The sequence below is a fragment of the Acidisoma sp. C75 genome (genome assembly GCF_054665095.1).
Map to the genome: position 1 here is coordinate 205,559 of NZ_BAAFHD010000008.1, position 21,412 is coordinate 226,970.

The following is a 21,412-nucleotide window of genomic DNA, read 5'->3' on the forward strand; positions in this document are numbered from 1 at the left end:
GCGTATAGGGGCTCCGGGGCGCGCACCGCTTCGGGGCCCTTTCGCTGATCAGAAAGCCCCTCGCCGATGCGGCCTCTGCCTGAGTCTGTCCTGCCCGAGCCCGCCCTGCCGGCCGAACTGCTGACGCCGGCCGAGATGGCGGCCGTCGATGCACGCGCGCCGGCGCTCGGTGTGCCGGGCCTCACGCTCATGGAAAACGCCGGGCGGGCGGTGGCGCGCGCCATCCGCGCCCGGTTCCGGCCCTGCCGGCTTCTGGTGCTGGCCGGCCCCGGCAATAATGGCGGGGACGGCTATGTTGTCGCCAGGCTGTTGCAGCAGGAGGGTTGGCCGGTGCGCCTTGCCCGCCTCGGCGCGCCGAAGCCCGAATCGGACGCCGCCCAGATGGCCGCCCGCTGGCGCGGGCCGGAGGCGGAGTTCACGCCCGCCGAAGCGGCGCGGGCCGACCTTGTGATCGATGCGGTGTTCGGCGCCGGCCTCACGCGCGATCTCGCGCCCGAGATTTCGGCCGTACTCGGCGCCGCGCGGCGGATCGTCGCGATCGACGTGCCGAGCGGCCTCGACGGTGAAACCGGCCAGGCACGCGGTGCCGTCTCGCGCGCGGACCTCACCGTCACCTTCCATCGGCTCAAACCCGGGCATCTGCTGCTGCCGGGGCGAATGCTCTGCGGCGCGCTGCATTGCGCGCCGATCGGCATGCCGGAGGGCGCGATGCTCAGAGATGAGATTAAGACCTTCGCCAATGGCCCTGATCTTTGGACATTACCGGCGCTCACCATGGCCGGGCAGAAATACACCCGCGGCATGCTCTCGATCCTCGCCGGCAGCGAGATGGCGGGCGCCGCGCGGCTGGCCGCGATGGGCGCGCGGCGGGCGGGGGCAGGACTGCTCACCCTGGTCGTCGCAGGCAATGGCGATGTTCTGCGGGGGACCGAGCCGGGGCTCATCATCAGCGAGGCGCCGCTGGAAGAGTTACTGCAAGATCAGCGTCGTAAAGCGTGGATTTGCGGCCCGGGATTAGGGTTGGAGCGTGCCCGGGAAGCACTTCCCCAGCTGATCGCGGCAGAGCGGCGGATCGTCGCCGATGCCGATGCCCTCGGCGCCTGCGCAGGCGCGCCGGAGCGGCTGCGGGGCGTCTCCGTCATCACCCCGCATGGCGGGGAATTCGCCAAGCTGTTCGGGCCGGTCGGGTCCTGCAAGCTCGCGGCGGCACGGGCGGCGGCGGCACGGATCGGCGCCGTCGTCGTGCTCAAGGGTGCCGATACAGTGATCGCGGCGCCCGATGGGCGGGCGGCGATCAACCACAATGCGCCGCCTTCGCTGGCGACGGCCGGATCGGGCGACGTGCTGGCCGGCATCATCGGCGGGCTGATCACCCAGGGCATGGCGGATTTCGAGGCGGCTTGCGCCGGCGTCTGGCTGCATGGCGCGGCGGCGCAGCTCGCCGGGCCGCCGGCCGGGCTCATCGCCGAGGATCTGGGCGAGGGGATTGCCCGCGCCCTTGCCGGCTTCCTGCCGCCGGACGCCAAGGAAACAGGTGAGCCGTGTAGCCCCCGCGCTTGTGAGCGGCGCCCGACTGCTGTAAAGCGCCCGCCCTACGGCTGCGGTTCGCGGGCGTGGTGAAATTGGCAGACACGCCAGATTTAGGTTCTGGTGGCGCAAGCCGTGGGGGTTCAAGTCCCTCCGCCCGCACCAGTCTCCATCCCCACCCTGCCGGCGCCCTGCGCCCGCGCTGCCACGCCACCGGCCACGCAACCCTCTAACGCCTTTTGTTTCGACCCGGAGCCCTGACGTTCAATGCAGATCAACCAAACCCAGTCCGACGGGCTGAAGCAGTCTTTCACCGTCACGCTGCCCTTCGCCGATCTCGACCAGAAGCGGCAGGCCCGGCTGGTTGAACTGAGCCGCACCATCCGCCTGCCGGGCTTCCGCCCCGGGAAGGTGCCGATGAGCCTGCTGCAGAAGCGCTATGGCTCGGCGGTGCTGGCCGAAATCTCCGACGAGCAGGTGAACGAGGCGACGCGCCAGCTGCTCTCCGAGCGCGGCCTGCGCCCCGCCCTGCAGCCCAAGGTCGATCTCGTCTCGGCCGGTGACGACAAGGATCTGGAATTCACCCTCGAACTCGAGGTGCTGCCCGAGATCGAAGTGCCGCCCTTGGGCGAGATCACGCTGACCCGCCTCAAGGCCGAGCCTTCCGAGGACGCCGTGACGCAAGGGCTGGACAATCTGCTCAAGAGCCGCCGCAAGCAGGTCGATGTCACCGAAGATCGCCCGGCGGTGGACGGCGATGCGGTGATCGTGGATTTCATCGGCCGCATCGACGGCACGCCCTTCGAGGGCGGCTCGGCTCAGGACGTGGCGGTGGAGCTTGGCGGTTCCGGCTTCATCCCTGGCTTTGCCGAGGGCATCGCCGGCATCCGCGCGGGCGAGACCCGCACCATCCAGGTGACCTTCCCCGAGGATTACGGCGCGGCCGAGCTTGCCGGGAAGGCGGCGGAGTTCGAGATCACCGCCAAGGCACTCAAGACCTTCGAGGCCGCCGAAGCGAATGACGCGCTGGCGACCGAGCTTGGCTTCGAGGATCTGGAGGATCTGAAGAAGTTCATCCGCGACCGGCTGCAGCGCGAGCTGGACAACGAGGCGCGGCAGAACCTCAAGCGCCAGCTGCTGGACGCGCTGGCCGAGCGGGTGAGCTTCGCCGTGCCGCCCTCGCTTGCCGAGAGCGAATTCAAGCAGATCTGGGACCGGCTTGAGGAAGAGCGCAAGGCCGGCCGCCTCGATGAATCCGACAAGGACAAGGACGAGGAGACGTTGCGCGCCGAATACCAGGCGATCGCCGATCGCCGTGTGCGCCTGGGCCTGCTGCTCGCCGAGATCGGCCAGAAGAACGGCATCACCGTCACGAACGAAGAGCTGAACCGCGCCGTCTTCCAGCACGCCATGATGTATGGTCAGCGCCAGAAGGAAGTGCTGGACATGTTCCGCAAGAACCCGCAGGCGGCGGAATTCCTGCGCGGGCCGATCTTCGAGGAGAAGGTGGTGGATTACATCCTCGAACTCGCCCGCGTCGAGGATAAGCCGGTGACGGCGGAAGAACTCGCCGCCGCCGTCGAGACCGACGCCGAAGGCTGAGGCTGAGAGCGGGCCGGGCGCTGCTCGGCCGGCTCGCCGCCGGTGGCCTTTCGCCCGCCAAGCGGAGCCTGGCTGGAGCGCTATCCTGAGCCCGATCGCGGCGCGTGCCGAAGCCCGCGCGCGCCGCCCCCCTTTTCAATCGGCCCGCAAAGCCTCACATTGGGGTGAGTTTGCCGGCCCCAGCCGGTGCGCGGGCCCGATCGCCGTTGAGGGATCTGGCCTGCCCACCCCGAGGCCGGAGGCCTCTTGCGAGTTCGGCAGGTTCATGAGGAAATGCCGGTAGATTCGCATGATAGCGTGGCGGCGGCGCCAGCCGGCCGCGCGGGAAAGGACTGACGATGCAAGACCGCGATCCCCTGACCGTCTATAGCAACACCCTGGTGCCGATCGTCGTCGAGCAGACCTCGCGGGGCGAACGCTCCTACGACATCTATTCGCGCCTGCTCAAAGAGCGGATCATCTTCATGACCGGCCAGGTCTTCGACGAGATGAGCTCGCTGATCTGCGCGCAGCTGCTCTTCCTGGAAAGCGAGAACCCGACCAAGGACATCGCCTTCTACATCAACAGCCCGGGCGGCGTCGTCACCTCCGGCCTCGCGATCTATGACACGATGCAATACATCCGCTGCCCGGTGAGCACGGTCTGCATCGGCCAGGCCGCCTCCATGGGCAGCCTGCTGCTCACCGCCGGGGCATCGGGCAAGCGCTACGCGCTGCCGAATGCTCGCATCATGGTGCATCAGCCCTCCGGCGGTGCGCAGGGCCAGGCGACCGATATCGAAATTCAGGCGCGGGAAATCCTGCGCATCCGCCAGCGGCTGAATGAGATCTATGTCCGCCACACCGGGCAGTCTCTCGACACCATCGAACGTAAGTTGGAGCGTGATAGCTTCATGTCGGCCGAGGAAGCCCGCGAGTTCGGCCTTATCGACGAGGTGGTGGAGAGCCGGCCGGTGACTGGCGGCGAGGAGCCGAAGGCGGGTTGAGCCGGGGCCGGGTGGCCGGGCTGCGGGGGCGCCGTCTCCCGCCGCTTGGCCTCAAGCCCGCCGGCCTGAAACTTGTATGGCCCTTCCCGCGTAGAGAAAGGGTCGGGGCATACGACATGGGCGGTGGCCCGCGGCTTCAGACGCAAGACGTGCCGTGCCGTTGATGGCGGGCCTGATCGCCAAGGGCGAAACCAGCCTGCACCTTGTTTAATATTGCTCCCGCGGCGTAGGCTTATAGACCGGCGCCTGGGCCGACCCGGGAGAGGAGCCTGCCATGAGCAAGACCAGCGATTCCAAGAACACCCTGTACTGCTCGTTCTGCGGCAAGTCCCAGCACGAAGTGCGCAAGCTGATCGCGGGGCCGACCGTCTTCATCTGCGACGAATGCGTCGAACTCTGCATGGATATCATCCGTGAGGAGAACAAGACGCATCTCGTGAAATCCCGCGATGGGGTGCCCACTCCGCGTGAAATCTGCAAGGTGCTGGATGATTATGTCATCGGCCAGCAACATGCGAAGCGGGTGCTGAGCGTCGCGGTTCACAATCATTACAAGCGCTTGGCCCATGGCCAGAAGCATAATGACGTCGAGATCGCGAAATCCAACATCATGCTGCTCGGCCCCACGGGCTCGGGCAAGACGCTGCTCGCCCAGACGCTCGCGCGCATGCTCGACGTGCCCTTCACCATGGCGGATGCGACGACGCTGACGGAAGCGGGCTATGTCGGCGAGGATGTCGAGAACATCATCCTCAAGCTGCTGCAGGCGGCGGACTACAATGTCGAGCGGGCGCAGCGCGGCATCGTCTATATCGACGAGGTCGATAAGATCAGCCGCAAGTCGGACAATCCGTCGATCACCCGCGACGTGTCGGGCGAGGGCGTGCAGCAGGCGCTGCTCAAGATCATGGAGGGGACGGTCGCCTCCGTGCCGCCGCAGGGCGGGCGGAAGCATCCGCAGCAGGAATTCCTGCAGGTGGATACCACCAATATCCTCTTCATCTGCGGCGGCGCCTTCGCCGGCCTCGACAAGATCATCGCGGCCCGCGGCAAGGGCTCAGGGATCGGCTTCGGCGCCACGGTGAAAGACCCGGATGAGCGGCAGACCGGCGAATTGCTGCGGGAAGTGGAGCCGGAAGACCTGCTGCGCTTCGGGCTCATCCCTGAGTTCATCGGCCGCCTGCCCGTTCTCGCGACCCTTGAAGATCTCGACGAGAATGCCCTTGTTGAAATCCTGACCAAGCCGAAGAACGCGCTTGTGAAGCAGTATGCCCGCCTCTTCGAGATGGAGGGGGTCAAGCTGAACTTTACGGATGATGCGCTACGCTCCGTCGCGGGCCGCGCCATCAAGCGCAAGACCGGGGCGCGCGGGCTCCGCTCCATCATGGAGCAGATCCTGCTCGGCACGATGTATGAACTCCCCGGCCTCAACAATGTCGAGGAAGTCGTCATCAACCGCGAAGTGGCGGAAAACCGCGCCGAACCCTTGTTCACCTATGGCAAGGAACGGGCGGAAGAGAGTGCGTGATGGGTGCCTGATGAGGGCCCAGCCCAGCGTGGGGTCCGCAAGCCGCTGCCGCTGACGGCAGGCGCGGCGGCGGGCGGACCGAGGCCAAGCGCGGGGGATTTGCAATGTTGCCAGCATCGTCATGCGGACCGGGCGAGGCCCCGGCGCCTCTGCAGGCGAAGGCTCCGCCCCGAGAGGACGATGCTGGGGAACGACTGTCCTTGAAAGGAGGTCATCGTGAGTGACGAAGAGATGACGGCGACCGAGGTTGCCCTGGAAGGCCGGATGCCGGTTCTGCCGCTGCGGGATATCGTGGTTTTCCCGCATATGATCGTGCCGCTGTTCGTCGGCCGCGAGAAGTCCGTCCGCGCCCTGGAGGCGGTTGCCAAGGAAGGCAAGCAGATCCTGCTCGTCGCCCAGAAGAACGCGGCGCAGGACGATCCGAGCGCGGATGACATCTACCGCGTCGGCACCGTCTCGACCATTCTGCAACTGCTCAAGCTGCCGGACGGCACGGTGAAGGTGCTGGTCGAAGGCACGAGCCGCGCCCGGGTGACGCGCTTCACCGAGGTCGAGAACTATTTCGAGGCCGAGGTCGAGCCGGTGGCGGAGACCACGGGCGATCCGAAGGAGCTGGAAGCCCTCGGCCGCACGGTGGTCGGCCAGTTCGAGCAGTATATCAAGCTCAACAAGAAGATCGCCCAGGAAGTTCTGGTCTCGCTGAACCAGATCGACGATCCGGGCAAGCTCGCCGATACCGTGGCGAGCCATCTGGCGCTCAAGATCGCCGAGAAGCAGGAGCTTCTGGAGATGCAGGGCGTGGGCGAGCGGCTGGAGCGGCTGTTCGGCCATATGGAGACCGAGATCGGCGTGCTGCAGGTGGAAAAGCGCATCCGCAACCGCGTGAAGCGGCAGATGGAGAAGACGCAGCGCGAATACTACCTCAACGAACAGCTCAAGGCGATCCAGAAGGAGCTGGGCGAGGGCGAGGACGGGCGGGACGAGATCGCCGAGATCGAGGAGAAGATCGCCAAGACCCGGCTTTCCAAGGAAGCGCGGGACAAGGCGATGGCCGAGATCAAGAAGCTGCGCAGCATGAGCCCGATGAGCGCGGAAGCGACCGTGGTGCGTAACTACCTCGATTGGATCCTCTCGATCCCCTGGAAGAAGCGCAGCAAGATCAAGTCTGACCTTGTCGCCGCCGAGAAGGTGCTGAACGACGAGCACTATGCGATGGAGAAGATCAAGGAGCGCATCCTTGAATACCTCGCGGTGCAGGTGCGGAGCCAGAAGGTGAAGGGGCCGATCCTCTGCCTCGTGGGGCCGCCCGGCGTCGGCAAGACCTCGCTCGCCAAGTCGATCGCGCATGCGACGGGCCGGAACTTCGTGCGCATGTCGCTCGGCGGCGTGCGGGACGAGGCGGAGGTGCGCGGCCATCGGCGGACCTATATCGGCTCCATGCCAGGCAAGGTCATCCAGGGCATGAAGAAGGCCAAGACCTCGAACCCGCTCTTCCTGCTCGACGAGATCGACAAGCTCGGCGCCGATTGGCGGGGCGATCCGTCCTCGGCGCTGCTCGAAGTGCTGGACCCGGAGCAGAACGGCACCTTCGCGGATCATTACCTTGAGGTCGATTACGACCTGTCGGACGTGATGTTCGTGACGACGGCGAACAGCCTGCGCATGCCGCAGCCGCTGCTCGACCGCATGGAGATCATCCGCATCCCCGGCTACACCGAGGATGAGAAGATCGAGATCGCCAAGCGCCACCTCATCCCGAAGCAGGGCCAGGCGCATAACCTCAAGAAGGAGGAATGGTCGGTCTCGGAGGATGCGCTGCGCGACCTTATCCGCTTCTATACGCGGGAAGCGGGCGTGCGGAACCTGGAGCGCGAGGTCGCCAATCTGGCGCGCAAGGCGGTGAAGGAGATCGTCACCGGCAAGGCCAAGCGGGTCGATTTCACCGCCCAGAACCTCGAGCCCTATGCCGGGGTGAAGAAGTTCCACTATGGCGAGGCGGAAGCCGAGGACATGGTGGGCGTGGTGACGGGCCTCGCCTGGACGGAAGTGGGCGGCGAGATCCTGACCATCGAAAGCGTGCTGCTGCCCGGCAAGGGCGGGGTGAAGCAGACCGGCAAGCTCGGCGACGTGATGCAGGAGAGCGTGGCGGCGGCCATCAGCTATGTGCGCAGCCGCTCCATCACCTTCGGCATCAAGCCGACGCTTTTCGAGAAGCGGGATATCCATGTCCATGTGCCGGAGGGGGCGACGCCGAAGGATGGACCTTCCGCCGGCATTGCCATGGCAACCTCGATCGTCTCGGTGCTGACCGGCATCCCGGTGCGGCGCGATGTCGCCATGACGGGCGAGATCACGCTGCGCGGCCGGGTGCTGCCGATCGGCGGGCTGAAGGAGAAGCTGCTGGCCGCCTTGCGCGCGGGGATCACCACCGCCTTCATTCCGAAGGAGAATGAGAAGGATCTGGCGGAAATTCCCGAAAACGTGAAGACGGCCATCAAGATCATTCCGGTGAGCCATGTGGATGAGGTGATCAGCCAGGCGCTGGTTCGCAAAGCTGAGCCTATTGAATGGGTTGAACCCGAAGAGACGCCGATTCCGGCGAAATCCGAAAGCCCGGTGGCGGCGCCCCTGCTGCCCCACTGAGCCTCATTCTTTTCGACTAGATCTTGGCGGAAAAGGGCGGTGAATGGCTGTTCACCGCCCTTTTCCTGCCCTATGGCGTAACTACTGAATTGGTTTGAGCGAGTTCCGCGGGGCCGCGCGGCCGTGCCGCTTTCCGGCGGCGGCTGGGTGGGCCCCGGTGAGAGTTGCCCCGGCAGCCGCCCCATACTTTGGGCATCGGGCCGCCGCGGGTTGGTGCAATGTGAACAGGGAGTTCCAGCGTGAACAAAATGGATTTGATCGCCGCCGTTGCCGAAGCGACGGACCTTTCTCGCGCCAAGGCGGGGGAAGTGGTGGATGCGGTCTTCGCGACGATCACCGAAGGGCTGAAGTCCTCCGAGGTTCGGCTGGTGGGCTTCGGCAATTTCGTGACCGCGCAGCGCAAGGCCGGCACCGGCCGCAACCCGCGGACGGGCGAGGAGATCGCGATCCCGGCTTCGACCTCGGTGCGGTTCAAGCCGGGCAAGGCGCTGAAAGACGCGCTGAACTGATAGTCCAAGATTCCGGCCGGGCTTGGGGAGACCCACCGGCCGGGATTTCGTCCTGGGCGACGCTGATCCCGATCCGGCGTGATGCCCATGAGCGCCGTGACGCGACCCGGCGCGACCAGCGCCACGTGTGCGCTTCCCTTTTGGGCACTGCGACAGCCGCGTTGACACGAATAAGTGCCTGAGCGCCACCGTGATGCGCAATGCAAACGGGGCAGGGGGCTTTACCAAAGCCCCCTGATTTCTCTACACCAGCGCGCGCCGAGGGCCGGGGCCTGTGGGCGGTTAGCTCAGCGGTAGAGCGTCTCGTTTACACCGAGAGGGCCGGCGGTTCGAACCCGTCACCGCCCACCACCGGCGCCAGCATTCCCCTTATTGAACTGGCCAGCGGCGCCTCGGATGCCAGTGTCGGTGTCAGAAGCCGCTTCAATCGCTACAACCGAGGCCTGCCCGGCTTCGTGCCAGGCATGACGAATCTGACGCATGCTTCCCGATCAGTCTGATGGGCTGAGGGCCGGGTTTGACCGTCCTCGACGGCAGCGTTTCGCTCAACGATCGCAAGACCCAGCTGCGCCCCTCGGCGCGCGGCGCCCGCCGCACCGACCGTCCATGCCGGGCGGGCAAAGCGGGCAAGGCCAGCCGCGGCTCCGCCCGGCCGCCCGCGCGCGGCGCGACTCACGCGAATGGCTCGGCTTCCTGTCAACGCCCAGCGGTGCAGGCACGCCCCCCTGCGGACGCGCAACCAAAGCGTCATTTCGGCGGCAATCCGCGCTTGACGGGTCGGCGCCCGCGGGCTACTTCCCCACCCGTCGCTGCGGGTGTAGCTCAGTTGGTTAGAGCGCCGGCCTGTCACGCCGGAGGTCGCGGGTTCGAGCCCCGTCACTCGCGCCAGCGACGCAGCAGGAATTCAGTTTTCCTTCCCATGACATCGTGACGCTCCGCCTCTGGCCGATCGCGCCGGGAGGCCTGTCGCGCGGGCCGCGTTACAAAGTTACGCGGCTTTCATGACAATGGGTTAAGGGGGGTGGCGCGCTGCGGGCGGAGGGTCTAGGTTCCTGATGCTGCTGCCGCGAAGAATGCTTTGTCGCGGCGCTTCGCCGTGATCGCCTGACGACCAGGGAGATGAAGGTGCAAACTCTGCTTGCGCAGTACTGGCCCATTCTTATCTTTGGAGCGATCGCCGCGGGGATTGCCACGGCCATGATGACAGCGGCGGTGCTGGCGGCGCGGCAGAAACCCTATGCCGAGAAGCTTTCCGCCTATGAATGCGGCTTCGAGCCGTTCGACGATGCGCGCCGCCGCTTCGATGTGCGCTTCTACCTCGTCTGCCTCCTCTTCATCATTTTCGATATCGAAGTGGCGTTCCTCTTTCCCTGGGGCGTCAGCCTCTCGCATATCGGGCTGCTGGGCCTCTTCACCATGCTCGCCTTCCTTGCCGAACTCACCGTCGGCTACGTCTATGCCTGGCGCCGTGGCGCGCTGGATTGGGAGTGATGGCGATGAGCGACAGGATCGCCCCTGGTGCTGCTGGCGAAACCGGCAGCGAGGTGATGTGGAACGGGCGGGAGCTGCCGCCCGGGCCGGAGCAGGATGCGGTGATGCGCGCGATCACCGGGGAGATCGCCGGGCGCGGCTTCGTCGTCGGTAATCTCGACAAGATCGTCAACTGGGCGCGCACCGGCAGCCTGTGGCCGATGACCTTCGGCCTCGCCTGCTGCGCCGTCGAGATGATCCACGCCTATATGCCGCGCTACGATCTCGACCGCATGGGGGTCATCCCGCGCGCGAGCCCGCGGCAGAGCGACGTGATGATCGTCGCCGGCACGCTGACCAATAAGATGGCGCCGGCCTTGCGCAAGCTCTACGACCAGATGAGCGAGCCGCGCTGGGTCATCTCCATGGGCAGCTGCGCCAATGGCGGCGGCTACTACCATTACTCCTATTCCGTGGTGCGCGGCTGCGACCGGATCGTGCCGGTCGATGTCTATGTGCCGGGCTGCCCGCCTTCGGCGGAAGCGCTGGTTTACGGCATCATGCAGCTTCAGAAGAAAATCCGCAGGACGGGGACGATCCTTCGTGGCTGATGCAAACGACACGGCGCCCGCCGAGGCGCTGCCGCCGGCGCCATTGAGCCCGCATGAGGCGCTGGCCGCCGCCGCGGGCGCGCTTGCACCGCAGACGACGGCACGCGTCGAGCTTGGCGAGGTCGTGCTGCGCACCAGTCTCGCCGCCCTGCCGGGGGTGATGCAGACCCTGCGCGACGATCCGCGCTTTGCCTTCGAGCAATGCATGGATATCTGCGGGGTTGACTGGCCGGAGCGGGAAGAGCGGTTCGAGGTGGTCTATAACCTCCTCTCGGTCTCGCTGAACCAGCGCATCCGCGTCATCGTGACGACCGATGGTGTGCAGCCGGTGCCCTCCGTCTCGGGCCTCTGGGCGGCGGCAACCTGGTGGGAGCGCGAGGCCTGGGATCTCTTCGGCATTCCCTTCTCCGATCAGCCGGATCTGCGCCGCATCCTCACCGATTACGGCTTCGTCGGGCACCCGATGCGCAAGGACTTCCCGATGACCGGCTATGTCGAGGTTCGCTACGACGAGGAGCGGCGCCAGGTGGTCTATGAGCCGGTCAAGCTCGTGCAGGATTTCCGCCGCTTCGATTTCATCTCGCCTTGGGAAGCGATGACGACGCTGCCCGGGGATGAGAAGGCGCATCGGGAGGGCTGAGGCATGGTGGAAATCAATATCGCCGAGACGCCGACCGTCGATCCGCGCACCAAGATCGTCGAGATCGACAGCCACGCGATCAATTTCGGGCCGCAGCATCCGGCGGCCCACGGTGTGCTCCGCCTCATCCTGGAGATGGATGGTGAGGTGGTGGACCGCGCCGATCCGCATGTCGGCCTGCTGCATCGCGGCACCGAAAAGCTGATGGAATACCGGACCTATCTGCAGAACGTCTCGTATTTCGACCGGCTCGATTACGTGAGCCCGATGGCGCAGGAGCATTGCTACGCGATCGCGGTGGAGAAGCTGCTCGGCATCACGGTGCCGGAGCGGGCGGAGTGGATCCGCACCCTCTTCGGCGAGATCACCCGCATCCTGAACCACCTGCTCAACGTCACCTCCTTCGCGCTCGATGCCGGCGCGACGACGCCGAGCCTCTGGGGTTATGAGGTGCGCGAGCAGCTGATGGAGTTCTATGAGGCGGCCTCGGGCGCGCGGATGCATGCGAATTACATCCGGCCGGGCGGCGTCAACCGTGATCTGCCGGCCGGGCTCGAGGAAAAGATCGCCGCCTGGTGCGACACCTTCCCGGCCTTCGTGGACGATCTCGAAGGCCTGCTGACCGAGAACCGCATCTGGAAGCAGCGCACCGTCGATATCGGCATCGTGACGGCGGAAGAGGCGCTGAACTGGGGCTTTTCGGGGCCTAATCTGCGCGCCTCGGGCGTGCCCTGGGATCTTCGCCGCGCCCAGCCCTATGCCAAATACAATGAGGTGCAGTTCGACATCCCGGTTGCCCGCAATGGCGACTGTTATGATCGCTACCTCGTCCGCATCCAGGAGATGCGGGAGAGCCTCAAGATCATCCGGCAATGCCTCGCCGCGATGAAGCCGGGGCCGGTGCGGGTGCAGGACAATAAGTTCACCCCGCCCCGTCGTGGCGAGATGAAGCGTTCGATGGAAGCGCTGATCCATCATTTCAAGCTCTTCACCGAAGGCTTCCACGTGCCGGCGGGGGCGACCTACACGGCGGTGGAAGCGCCCAAGGGCGAATTTGCGGTCTACCTGGTGGCGGACGGCACCAACCGGCCCTATCGCTGCAAGATCCGGCCGACGGGCTTCGCCCATCTGCAAGCCATGGAGAAGATGGCGCGCGGCCATATGCTGGCCGATGCGGTTTCCATCATCGGGTCCATCGACCTCGTCTTCGGCGAAATCGACAGGTAATCATGAGCCAATCCCCTGTAGCCTCCGCGGTCGAGCCGACGCATTTCGCCTTCAATGCGGAATCGGAGGCCGAGATTGAACGCATCCTGCTGCGCTACCCGCCGGAGCGGCAGGCGAGTGCGGTGATCTTCCTGCTCTACATCGTCCAGCGCCAGATGGGGCAGGAGACCGGCAGCGCCTGGATCCCCCGCATCGCGATGGACGCGGTGGCCGCCCGCCTCGGCATGCCGCCGATTCGCGTCTATGAGGTGGCCACCTTCTATACGATGTTCAACCTCAAGCCGGTGGGCCGCTACCACCTGCAGGTCTGCACCACGACGCCGTGCTGGCTGCGCGGATCGGACGAGGTGGTCGCCGCCTGCAAGAAGGTCGCCGGCATCGCGCATCTCGGCGAGACGAGCGCGGATGGCATGTTCACCCTCACCGAGGTCGAATGCCTCGGCGCCTGTTCCAACGCGCCGATGATGCAGGTGAACAACGAGAATTATTACGAGGATCTCGACGGGCCGCGCACGGAAGCGCTGCTCGAAGCCTTCCGCCGGGGCGAGACCCCGCAGCCGGGCCCGACCATCGCGCGCTTCGGCAGCCAGGCGGAGGGCGGGCCGACGACGCTGACCCATCCGGAAGAGTTCTGGTCGCCCGAGAAATATGCCGCTTTGAAGAAGCAGCGCGAGGAAGCGGCCGCCCGCGCCGCCGCCGAGAAGGCCGCCGCCGAGGCGGCCCAGCCGGCCGAGCCTGCCGCCAAGCCGGGAGCCTGAGCCATGGCACTCTTGCAAGACCGCGACCGCATCTTCACCAATCTGCACGGCCAGCGGGATTGGCGGCTGGACGGCGCGCGCGCACGCGGCGACTGGGATGGCACGGCCGAGCTTCTCGCCCGCGGCCGCTTCACGATCGTCGATGAAATCAAGGCCTCGGGCCTGCGCGGCCGCGGCGGGGCGGGCTTCCCCTCCGGCCTCAAATGGTCCTTCATGCCAAAGGATCGCGGCGATAAGCCGGCCTATCTCGTCGTCAACTGCGACGAGAGCGAGCCCGGCACCTGCAAGGATCGGGAGATCCTGCGCAACGAGCCGCACAAGCTGGTGGAAGGCTGCCTCATCGCCGGCTTCGCGATGGGGGCGACCGCCGCCTATTGCTATATCCGCGGCGAATACTGGCTCGAATACACGCGCCTCCAGGCGGCGGTGGAGGAAGCCTATGCGGCGGGGCTGATCGGCAAGAACGCCGCCGGATCGGGCTATGATTTCGATGTCTTCGTGCATCGCGGCGCCGGCGCCTATATCTGCGGCGAGGAAACGGCGATGCTGGAAAGCCTCGAAGGCAAGAAGGGGATGCCGCGCTCCAAGCCGCCCTTTCCGGCCGCGATGGGCCTTTATGGCCTGCCGAGCACGGTGACGAATTGCGAGACGGTCGCCGTTTCGCCGACCATCATGCGCCGCGGCGCCGCCTGGTTCTCAAGCTTCGGGCGGGACAAGAACCAGGGCACCAAGCTGTTCTGCATCTCGGGCCATGTGAACCGGCCCTGCACCGTCGAGGAATCGATGGGCATCACCATGCGCGAGCTGATCGAGACCCATGCCGGCGGCGTGCGCGGCGGGTGGGACAATCTCCTCGCGGTCATCCCGGGCGGCGTCTCGGTGCCGATGATCACCAAGGAGATGGCCGAGACCGCGATCATGGATTTCGACGGTTTGCGGGAAATGCGCTCCGGCCTCGGCACCGGCGCGGTCATCGTGATGGATAAATCGACCGATCTGATCAAGGCGATCGCCCGCATCTCCGCCTTCTACAAGCATGAAAGCTGCGGCCAGTGCACGCCCTGCCGGGAAGGCACGGGCTGGATGATGCGCATCATGAACCGCATGGTGGAAGGCCGCGCCGAGATCGAGGAGATCGACATGCTGGAGCAGGTGACGCGCCAGGTGGAGGGCCATACGATCTGCGCGCTGGGCGATGCTGCGGCCTGGCCGATCCAGGGCCTCATCCGGCATTTCCGCCCGCTGATGGAAGAGCGCATCGCTGCCTACAAGGCGCGCATCGGCGCTTCCCCCAGTTCCACGCAACCCATGGCGATCGCGGCGGAGTAGCGCTGATGCCCAAACTCACGATCGACGGCATCGAGGTCGAGGTTCCGGCCGGCTTCTCCGTGCTCCAGGCGGCGGAAGCGGCGGGGCGGGAAGTGCCGCGCTTCTGCTATCATGATCGGCTTTCGGTCGCGGCCAATTGCCGGATGTGCCTGGTCGAGGTCGAGAAGGCGCCGAAGCCCGTCGCCTCCTGCGCCTTTCCGGTGGCCGATGGCATGGTCGTCAAGACCGATAGCGAGATGGTCCGCCGCGCCCGCCGTGGCGTGATGGAATTCCTGCTCATCAACCACCCGCTCGATTGCCCGATCTGCGACCAGGGCGGGGAATGCGACCTGCAGGACCAGGCGATGGCCTATGGGCGGGATCATTCCCGCTATACCGAGGATAAGCGCGCGGTCCGCAACAAGGATCTCGGCCCGCTCGTCCGCACGGTGATGACGCGCTGCATCCAATGCACGCGCTGCGTGCGCTTCGCGACCGAGATTGCCGGCGTGCCGGAACTCGGCGGCGTCTCGCGCGGGGAAAATCTCGAGATCACCACCTATGTCGAGCAGGCGCTGACCTCGGAGCTTTCGGGCAATCTCGTCGATATCTGCCCGGTGGGTGCGCTGACCTCCAAGCCCTATACCTTCACCGCCCGGCCCTGGGAGCTGCGCAAGACCGACAGCATCGACGTGCTGGATGCGGTGGGTTCCGCGATCCGGGTGGATACGCGCGGGCCGCAGGTGATGCGCATCCTGCCGCGTCTGCATGAGGCGGTGAACGAGGAGTGGCTGGCCGACAAATCCCGCCATGCGGTGGATGGGCTGACGCGCCGCCGGCTGGACAAGCCCTGGGCCAAGGTCGGTGGCAAGCTTCGGCCGGTGACCTGGGAAGAGGCCTTCATGGCGATCGCCGGGCGGCTGCGCGACGTGCCGGGCGCGCGGATCGGCGCGCTCGCCGGCGATCTCGCCGATGCCGAGAGCATGCTGGCGCTCAAGGATCTGATGGCGACGCTCGGTTCCGCCAATATCGATTGCCGCCCGGGCGGGGCTGCCTTCGACCTCGGCCGGCGGGACTACTACCTTTTCAACACCACGATCGCCGGGATCGAGGAGGCGGACGCCATCCTCCTCATCGGCACCAATCCGCGCCACGAGGCGCCGATCCTCAATGCCCGCATCCGCAAGCGCTGGCGGCAGAACCGCCTGGCGGTGGGCGTCATCGGGCCGGCGCAGGATCTCACCTATCCGTCTGAGCGGCTGGGGACGGGGGCCGAGACGCTCGCCGCGCTGCTCTCGGGCGAGCACGCCTTCGCCGAGGTGCTGAGCCGCGCCACCAAGCCGATGATCGTGCTGGGCGAGGGGGCCCTGGAAGGCGCGGGCGGCGCGGCGGTGCTGGCGGCAGCCTGGTCGCTCGCCGAGAAGGTCGGCGCCTTCGCCGAAGGCTGGCACGGCTTCAACATCCTGCATCGCGCGGCGGCGCGTGTCGGCGCGCTCGATCTCGGCTTCGTGCCGGGGCCGGAGGGGCGGAACTGGGCCGAGATGGCTTCGGGCGGCGTCGATGTCCTCTGGCTGCTCGGCGCGGACGAGTTCGATGCGGCGGCGATCCCGCCCGAGACCTTCGTGATCTACCAGGGCCATCACGGTGATCGGGGCGCGGCGCGGGCGGATGTGATCCTGCCGGGCGCGGCCTATACCGAGAAGAGCGGCACCTACGTGAACACCGAAGGCCGCGTGCAGCGCACCGGCCAGGCGGCTTTTCCGCTCGGCGAGGCGAAGGAGGATTGGCGGATCATCCGCGCCTTCAGCGCCGTGCTCGGCCGGCCGCTGCCCTATGACACGATCGAGGCGCTGCGCGCGCGGCTGGCAAGCGTCAACCCGGTCTTCGGCCAGGTGGATCGCTTCACCCGCTTCGCGACGACCGATACCGCCGGCCCCGCCGACCGCGGCGAGACCCTCGGCAGCCGGGCCTTCCTGCCGGCGATTGCGGATTACTACCAGACTGACCCGATCAGCCGCGCGAGCCCGACCATGCAAGCCTGCACCGAGACCTTCCGGCCCCTTCTTCAGGCGGCGGAGTAAGCGGCGATGGGTTTCTTCTCCACCATCCTCGGCCATATCATCCTCGCCGCCCTCGAGACGCTGGCGGTGCTGGTGCCGCTGCTCCTGATCGTCGCCTACGCGACCTATGCCGAGCGCCGCATCATGGCGGCGATGCAGATGCGCAAAGGGCCGAATGTCGTCGGCCCCTTCGGCCTCTGGCAGCCCTTCGCAGATGCGATCAAGATGATCATGAAGGAAACGATCATCCCCTCGGGCGCCAATCGCGGCCTGTTCCTGCTCGCCCCGATCCTGACATTCACGCTGGCCATGTTCGCCTGGGCGGTGGTGCCGACCGGCAATGGCCTCGCGGTCGCCGATATCAATGTCGGCACGCTCTATCTCTTCGCGATCAGCTCGCTCGGTGTCTATGGCATCATCATCGCGGGCTGGGCGTCGAATTCGAAATACGCCTTCCTCGGTGCCCTGCGCTCCGCCGCCCAGATGGTGAGCTACGAGGTCTCGATCGGCTTCATCATGGTGTCGGTGCTGCTCTGCGTCGGCAGTCTCAACCTCAACCAGATCGTTCTCGCTCAGAACGGGCTGTGGTTCTGCATCCCGCTCTTCCCGATGTTCGTGGTGTTCTTCATTTCGGGGCTGGCGGAGACCAACCGCGTGCCCTTCGACCTGCCGGAGGGCGAGAGCGAGATCGTTGCCGGCTTCATGGTGGAGTATTCCTCCATGAGCTATGCCATGTTCTTCCTCGGCGAATATGCGAACATGGTGCTGATGAGCGCCATGATCTCCATCCTCTTCCTCGGCGGGTGGATGGCGCCGCTGCCCTTCCTCACCTTCGTGCCGGGCCCGATCTGGCTGATCCTCAAGATCTTCCTGATCATGTTCGTCTTCATCTGGGTGCGCGCGACCTTTCCGCGCTTCCGCTACGACCAGCTGATGCGGCTGGGCTGGAAGGTCTTCCTGCCGCTTTCGATGGGCTACATGGTGCTGGTGGCGGTGGTGCTCGAAGCTTTCGGGTGGCTGCCCCATGGTTGAGATGCGTCGGTTGCTGGCTGCGGCAGCAAGAAGGGGAATGAGATAATGGGTGTTCTCGACCGCGCGGCGCGCAGCCTGCTGCTCAGCGAATTGCTCGGGGGCATGGCGATCACCTTCCGCACCATGTTCCGCCCGAAGGCGACGCTGAACTATCCTTTCGAGAAGGGCCCGCTCTCACCCCGCTTCCGCGGTGAGCATGCGCTGCGCCGCTACGCCAATGGCGAGGAGCGCTGCATCGCCTGCAAGCTCTGCGAGGCGATCTGCCCGGCGCAAGCCATCACCATCGAGGCCGAGCCGCGGGAAGACGGCTCCCGCCGCACCACGCGCTACGATATCGACATGGTGAAATGCATCTATTGCGGCCTCTGCGAGGAGGCCTGCCCGGTGGATGCCATCGTCGAAGGCCCGAATTTCGAATTCTCCACCGAAACCCGCGAGGAGCTTCTCTATGACAAGCAGAAGCTGCTCTCGAACGGCGACCGTTGGGAGCCGGAGATCGCCCGGCGCCTCGAACTCGATGCCCCGTATCGGTAAGCCCGCGCCATGATCTTCGCTCAGATATTCTTCTACCTTTTCGCGATCGTCCTCATCGCTTCGGCGGTGATGGTGGTGACGGCGCGCAACCCCGTCCATTCCGTCCTCTTCCTCATCCTCTGCTTCTTCAACGCGGCCGCGCTCTTCCTGCTGGCGGGGGCGGAGTTCCTCGCCTTCATCCTCCTCATTGTCTATGTCGGCGCGGTCGCGGTTCTGTTCCTCTTCGTCGTCATGATGCTCGACATCGACTTTTCCGAGCTGCGCGCGGGGGTGCAGCGCTATGCCCCGATCGGGGCGGTGGTCGGCATCATCCTCTTCCTCGAACTGGTGCTCATCCTCGGCGGCTGGAAGATCGCCCCGGCGGCGACGGGCCTGCGGATCACGCCGATGCCGGCCGGGATCACCAATACCGAGGCGCTGGGCCAGGTGCTCTACACCCACTACGCCTTCCTCTTCGAAAGCGCCTCGGGGATCCTCATGGTCGCCATGATCGGCGCCATCGTGCTGACCCATCGCGAGCGGCGGCGCTCCAAAACCCAGGACATCGCGCGGCAGGTGGCGCGGCGGCCTTCGGAGACCCTCGTCATGCTGGATGTGCCAGCTGGTGCCGGCGTGCGCGAGCTTGGCATCCTGCGGCCCGATCCGGTGCTGAACCGGCCCGAGCCCGACCTCACCCTACCGCCGGCAGGCGAAACCGCCGCCGCCGCCCAGCATCGCGGAGCGCATTGACATGCCCGGCACCGGCCTGCCCGTGGGGATCGGCCCCTATCTCGTGGTTTCCGCCATCCTGCTGGTGGTGGGCATCTTCGGCATCTTCATCAACCGCAAGAACGTCATCACCATCCTGATGTCGATCGAACTCATCCTGCTCGCGGTGAACGTCAACTTCATCGCCTTCTCCGGCATGCTGCACGACCTCACCGGGCAGGTCTTCACCATGTTCGTGCTGACGGTGGCCGCCGCCGAAGCGGCGATCGGCCTTGCGATCGTGGTGATCTACTTCCGCAACCGCGGCTCCATCGCGGTCGAAGACGTCAATCTGATGAAGGGCTGAGACGTGAACGCCGCTTTCGCCATTGCCGTTTTCGCCCCGCTTCTCGGATCGCTCGCCGCTGGCCTCTTCGGCCCCTGGCTGAAGGATCGGGGGGCCGAGGCCGTGAGCATCGCCTGCATGCTGGCCGCCGCCATCTGCGGCGTGATCGCAGGCGTCGCCCAGCTGACCCATGCCGTGCCGCCGACGGTGGTGCCGATCGCCGCCTGGATTCATGTCGGCGGCTTCCAGGTGGATTGGGCGCTCCGCTTCGATAGCCTCGCCGCCGTCATGGTGCTGATGGTGACGGTGGTTTCCACCCTCATCCACATCTATTCGGTGGGCTATATGGCGGGGGACCGCTCGGTCCCGCGCTTCTTCTCCTACCTCTCGCTCTTCACCTTCGCGATGCTGATGCTGGTGACGGCGAACGACCTCGTGCAGCTTTTCTTCGGCTGGGAGGGCGTCGGCCTCGTCTCCTATCTGCTCATCGGCTTCTGGTATGAAAAGAAGTCGGCCAATGACGCGGCGGTGAAGGCCTTCGTGATGAACCGCGTCGGCGATCTCGGCTTTGCGCTGGCGATCGCGCTCACCTTCTTCCTCTTCGGCTCGGTGCGCTTCGCGGATATTTTCGCCGCCGTCTCTGCCCATGCCCATGCGAGCTATCACCTCTTCGGCGCCAATCTCGATGCGCTGGATGTCATCGGCATCCTGCTCTTCATCGGCGCGATGGGGAAATCCGCGCAGCTTGGCCTGCATCCCTGGCTCGCGGATGCGATGGAGGGGCCGACGCCGGTTTCCGCCCTCATCCATGCAGCGACCATGGTGACGGCGGGCGTCTTCCTCATGGTGCGGATGTCGCCGCTGCTGAACGAGGCGCCGGTCGCGCTCACCTTCATCGGCGTGATCGGCGGATTGACCGCCTTCCTGGCGGCGACGATCGGCTGCGCCCAGAACGACATCAAGCGCGTCATCGCCTATTCCACCTGCTCGCAGCTCGGCTACATGTTCGTGGGCATCTCGGTCGGCGCGTATCAGACCTCGATCTTCCACCTCATCACCCATGCCTGCTTCAAGGCACTGCTGTTCCTGACCGCGGGATCGGTGATCCATGCGATGTCGGGCGAGCAGGATATGCGCCGCATGGGCGGGCTCGCCCGGCGCATCCCCTATACCTATACGATGATGTGGATCGGCTGCCTGGCGCTGGCCGGCATTCCGCCGCTTTCCGGCTTCTTCTCGAAGGACGCGATCATCGCCGCGGCCTTCGCCGGCGGCGCCTATTTCCCGTGGATCCTGACGGTGCTGGCGGCCTTCCTCACCGCCTTCTATTCCTGGCGGCTCATCTTCATGACCTTCCATGGTGAGGCGCGGGGCGAGGCGCATGTGATGGCGCATGTGCGTGAAAGCCCCTGGAACATGCGCGGGCCGCTGTTCCTGCTGGCGCTCGGCGCGATCTTCGTCGGCGGGGTTTTCGCCCATGATTTCATCGGCGCCGACCAGCAGGCCTTCTGGAACGGCTCGATCAGCAGCCTGCCCAATATCCTGGCCGCGCTCGATCATCTTCCCTTCGTCATCGATATCCTGCCGACGCTTTGCGCCCTGCTCGGCATCCTGACCGCCTATGTGATGTATATCGCGCGGCCCGGCCTGCCGGCCGAGATGGCGGCGCGCTTCGCCGGCCTCTACCGGCTGCTGCTCAATAAATACTATGTGGACGAGGCTTATGATGCGGTCTTCGTCCGCCCCTACCGGGCGCTCGCCCGCATCATCTGGCATGTCGGCGATGAGGAGATCATCGACGGCATCCCCCGCGGCGGCGCGCTCATCGCCCGCGGCTCGGCCGGGGGGCTCACGCGGTTTCAGACCGGGTCGCTCGCGCAATATGCCTTCGTCATGCTGATCGGGCTCGTCGTCCTGATCTCCGTCTTTCTGATCTTCCGGTGA

General features: G+C 65.9%; 17 protein-coding genes, 3 tRNA genes and 1 pseudogene. All 21 read left to right on the top strand.

Annotated elements, in window-relative coordinates:
• The first annotated feature begins 66 nt into the window (after nucleotides 1–66).
• The 21 genes and pseudogenes from ACYQ7X_RS12530 (at nucleotide 67) to nuoL (ending at nucleotide 21,412) form a co-directional block, all read left to right on the top strand.
• Nucleotides 67–1,620: an NAD(P)H-hydrate dehydratase gene (locus ACYQ7X_RS12530; protein ID WP_459697372.1), complete on the top strand. Its 1,554-nt coding sequence runs from the start codon at nucleotides 67–69 to the stop codon at nucleotides 1,618–1,620.
• A tRNA-Leu gene (locus ACYQ7X_RS12535) sits at nucleotides 1,608–1,692 on the top strand. The genes ACYQ7X_RS12530 and ACYQ7X_RS12535 overlap by 13 nt, the downstream gene beginning before the upstream one ends.
• A gap of 102 nt (nucleotides 1,693–1,794) precedes the next feature.
• Complete coding sequence (gene tig / locus ACYQ7X_RS12540) at nucleotides 1,795–3,129, top strand: trigger factor (RefSeq protein WP_459697373.1); 1,335 nt, start codon at nucleotides 1,795–1,797, stop codon at nucleotides 3,127–3,129.
• Between the two features lie 338 nt (nucleotides 3,130–3,467).
• Nucleotides 3,468–4,115 (top strand): ATP-dependent Clp endopeptidase proteolytic subunit ClpP, encoded by a 648-nt coding sequence (gene clpP / locus ACYQ7X_RS12545; RefSeq protein WP_459697374.1) that lies wholly within the window; start codon nucleotides 3,468–3,470, stop codon nucleotides 4,113–4,115.
• Between the two features lie 274 nt (nucleotides 4,116–4,389).
• Nucleotides 4,390–5,643 (top strand): ATP-dependent Clp protease ATP-binding subunit ClpX, encoded by a 1,254-nt coding sequence (gene clpX, locus ACYQ7X_RS12550; protein WP_459697375.1) that lies wholly within the window; start codon nucleotides 4,390–4,392, stop codon nucleotides 5,641–5,643.
• A 231-nt stretch (nucleotides 5,644–5,874) separates the two neighbouring features.
• On the top strand, nucleotides 5,875–8,286 hold the full coding sequence (gene lon, locus ACYQ7X_RS12555; RefSeq protein ID WP_459697399.1) for an endopeptidase La: 2,412 nt from the start codon (nucleotides 5,875–5,877) through the stop codon (nucleotides 8,284–8,286).
• 248 nt (nucleotides 8,287–8,534) lie between these two features.
• On the top strand, nucleotides 8,535–8,795 hold the full coding sequence (locus tag ACYQ7X_RS12560; protein WP_459676232.1) for an HU family DNA-binding protein: 261 nt from the start codon (nucleotides 8,535–8,537) through the stop codon (nucleotides 8,793–8,795).
• 276 nt (nucleotides 8,796–9,071) lie between these two features.
• Nucleotides 9,072–9,146 (top strand) — tRNA-Val (locus ACYQ7X_RS12565).
• Between the two features lie 460 nt (nucleotides 9,147–9,606).
• Nucleotides 9,607–9,683, top strand: a tRNA-Asp gene (locus tag ACYQ7X_RS12570).
• Nucleotides 9,684–9,920: 237 nt separating this feature from the next.
• Nucleotides 9,921–10,286, top strand: a complete 366-nt coding sequence (ndhC, locus tag ACYQ7X_RS12575; RefSeq protein ID WP_459697376.1) for an NADH-quinone oxidoreductase subunit A — start codon at nucleotides 9,921–9,923, stop codon at nucleotides 10,284–10,286.
• 5 nt (nucleotides 10,287–10,291) lie between these two features.
• Nucleotides 10,292–10,876 carry a NuoB/complex I 20 kDa subunit family protein gene (locus ACYQ7X_RS12580; protein WP_459697377.1) on the top strand — a complete coding sequence of 195 codons (585 nt, stop codon included), beginning with the start codon at nucleotides 10,292–10,294 and terminating at the stop codon, nucleotides 10,874–10,876.
• Nucleotides 10,869–11,516, top strand: a complete 648-nt coding sequence (locus ACYQ7X_RS12585; protein ID WP_459697378.1) for an NADH-quinone oxidoreductase subunit C — start codon at nucleotides 10,869–10,871, stop codon at nucleotides 11,514–11,516. Before ACYQ7X_RS12580 ends, ACYQ7X_RS12585 begins: the two co-directional genes overlap by 8 nt.
• Before the next feature lie 3 nt (nucleotides 11,517–11,519).
• Entirely contained in the window at nucleotides 11,520–12,743 is a 1,224-nt protein-coding gene (locus tag ACYQ7X_RS12590; protein ID WP_459697379.1) for an NADH-quinone oxidoreductase subunit D, read from the top strand.
• Nucleotides 12,744–12,745: 2 nt separating this feature from the next.
• Nucleotides 12,746–13,357 (top strand): annotated as a pseudogene (locus tag ACYQ7X_RS12595) (complex I 24 kDa subunit family protein); the annotation flags it as partial.
• A gap of 147 nt (nucleotides 13,358–13,504) precedes the next feature.
• Complete coding sequence (gene nuoF / locus ACYQ7X_RS12600; protein ID WP_459697380.1) at nucleotides 13,505–14,830, top strand: NADH-quinone oxidoreductase subunit NuoF; 1,326 nt, start codon at nucleotides 13,505–13,507, stop codon at nucleotides 14,828–14,830.
• Nucleotides 14,831–14,835: 5 nt separating this feature from the next.
• Nucleotides 14,836–16,890: an NADH-quinone oxidoreductase subunit NuoG gene (nuoG, locus tag ACYQ7X_RS12605; RefSeq protein ID WP_459697381.1), complete on the top strand. Its 2,055-nt coding sequence runs from the start codon at nucleotides 14,836–14,838 to the stop codon at nucleotides 16,888–16,890.
• Between the two features lie 6 nt (nucleotides 16,891–16,896).
• Nucleotides 16,897–17,901 carry an NADH-quinone oxidoreductase subunit NuoH gene (nuoH, locus tag ACYQ7X_RS12610; RefSeq protein WP_459697382.1) on the top strand — a complete coding sequence of 335 codons (1,005 nt, stop codon included), beginning with the start codon at nucleotides 16,897–16,899 and terminating at the stop codon, nucleotides 17,899–17,901.
• 45 nt (nucleotides 17,902–17,946) lie between these two features.
• Complete coding sequence (gene nuoI, locus ACYQ7X_RS12615) at nucleotides 17,947–18,435, top strand: NADH-quinone oxidoreductase subunit NuoI (protein ID WP_459697383.1); 489 nt, start codon at nucleotides 17,947–17,949, stop codon at nucleotides 18,433–18,435.
• 9 nt (nucleotides 18,436–18,444) lie between these two features.
• The gene (locus ACYQ7X_RS12620; RefSeq protein WP_459697384.1) at nucleotides 18,445–19,164 is read left to right on the top strand and encodes an NADH-quinone oxidoreductase subunit J; all 720 of its coding nucleotides are present in this window, start codon (nucleotides 18,445–18,447) and stop codon (nucleotides 19,162–19,164) included.
• 1 nt (nucleotide 19,165) lies between these two features.
• Nucleotides 19,166–19,489, top strand: a complete 324-nt coding sequence (gene nuoK / locus ACYQ7X_RS12625; RefSeq protein ID WP_459697386.1) for an NADH-quinone oxidoreductase subunit NuoK — start codon at nucleotides 19,166–19,168, stop codon at nucleotides 19,487–19,489.
• Nucleotides 19,490–19,492: 3 nt separating this feature from the next.
• Nucleotides 19,493–21,412: an NADH-quinone oxidoreductase subunit L gene (nuoL, locus tag ACYQ7X_RS12630; RefSeq protein ID WP_459697387.1), complete on the top strand. Its 1,920-nt coding sequence runs from the start codon at nucleotides 19,493–19,495 to the stop codon at nucleotides 21,410–21,412.

Bases quoted from the DNA above. Each gene is read 5' to 3' on its own strand.
- ACYQ7X_RS12530 (WP_459697372.1), top strand. From the start codon at position 67: ATGCGGCCTCTGCCTGAGTCTGTCCTGCCCGAGCCCGCCCTGCCGGCC.
- tig (WP_459697373.1), top strand. From the start codon at position 1,795: ATGCAGATCAACCAAACCCAGTCCGACGGGCTGAAGCAGTCTTTCACC.
- clpP (WP_459697374.1), top strand. From the start codon at position 3,468: ATGCAAGACCGCGATCCCCTGACCGTCTATAGCAACACCCTGGTGCCG.
- clpX (WP_459697375.1), top strand. From the start codon at position 4,390: ATGAGCAAGACCAGCGATTCCAAGAACACCCTGTACTGCTCGTTCTGC.
- lon (WP_459697399.1), top strand. From the start codon at position 5,875: ATGACGGCGACCGAGGTTGCCCTGGAAGGCCGGATGCCGGTTCTGCCG.
- ACYQ7X_RS12560 (WP_459676232.1), top strand. From the start codon at position 8,535: ATGGATTTGATCGCCGCCGTTGCCGAAGCGACGGACCTTTCTCGCGCC.
- ACYQ7X_RS12580 (WP_459697377.1), top strand. From the start codon at position 10,292: ATGAGCGACAGGATCGCCCCTGGTGCTGCTGGCGAAACCGGCAGCGAG.
- ACYQ7X_RS12590 (WP_459697379.1), top strand. From the start codon at position 11,520: ATGGTGGAAATCAATATCGCCGAGACGCCGACCGTCGATCCGCGCACC.
- nuoF (WP_459697380.1), top strand. From the start codon at position 13,505: ATGGCACTCTTGCAAGACCGCGACCGCATCTTCACCAATCTGCACGGC.
- nuoG (WP_459697381.1), top strand. From the start codon at position 14,836: ATGCCCAAACTCACGATCGACGGCATCGAGGTCGAGGTTCCGGCCGGC.
- nuoH (WP_459697382.1), top strand. From the start codon at position 16,897: ATGGGTTTCTTCTCCACCATCCTCGGCCATATCATCCTCGCCGCCCTC.
- nuoI (WP_459697383.1), top strand. From the start codon at position 17,947: ATGGGTGTTCTCGACCGCGCGGCGCGCAGCCTGCTGCTCAGCGAATTG.
- ACYQ7X_RS12620 (WP_459697384.1), top strand. From the start codon at position 18,445: ATGATCTTCGCTCAGATATTCTTCTACCTTTTCGCGATCGTCCTCATC.
- nuoK (WP_459697386.1), top strand. From the start codon at position 19,166: ATGCCCGGCACCGGCCTGCCCGTGGGGATCGGCCCCTATCTCGTGGTT.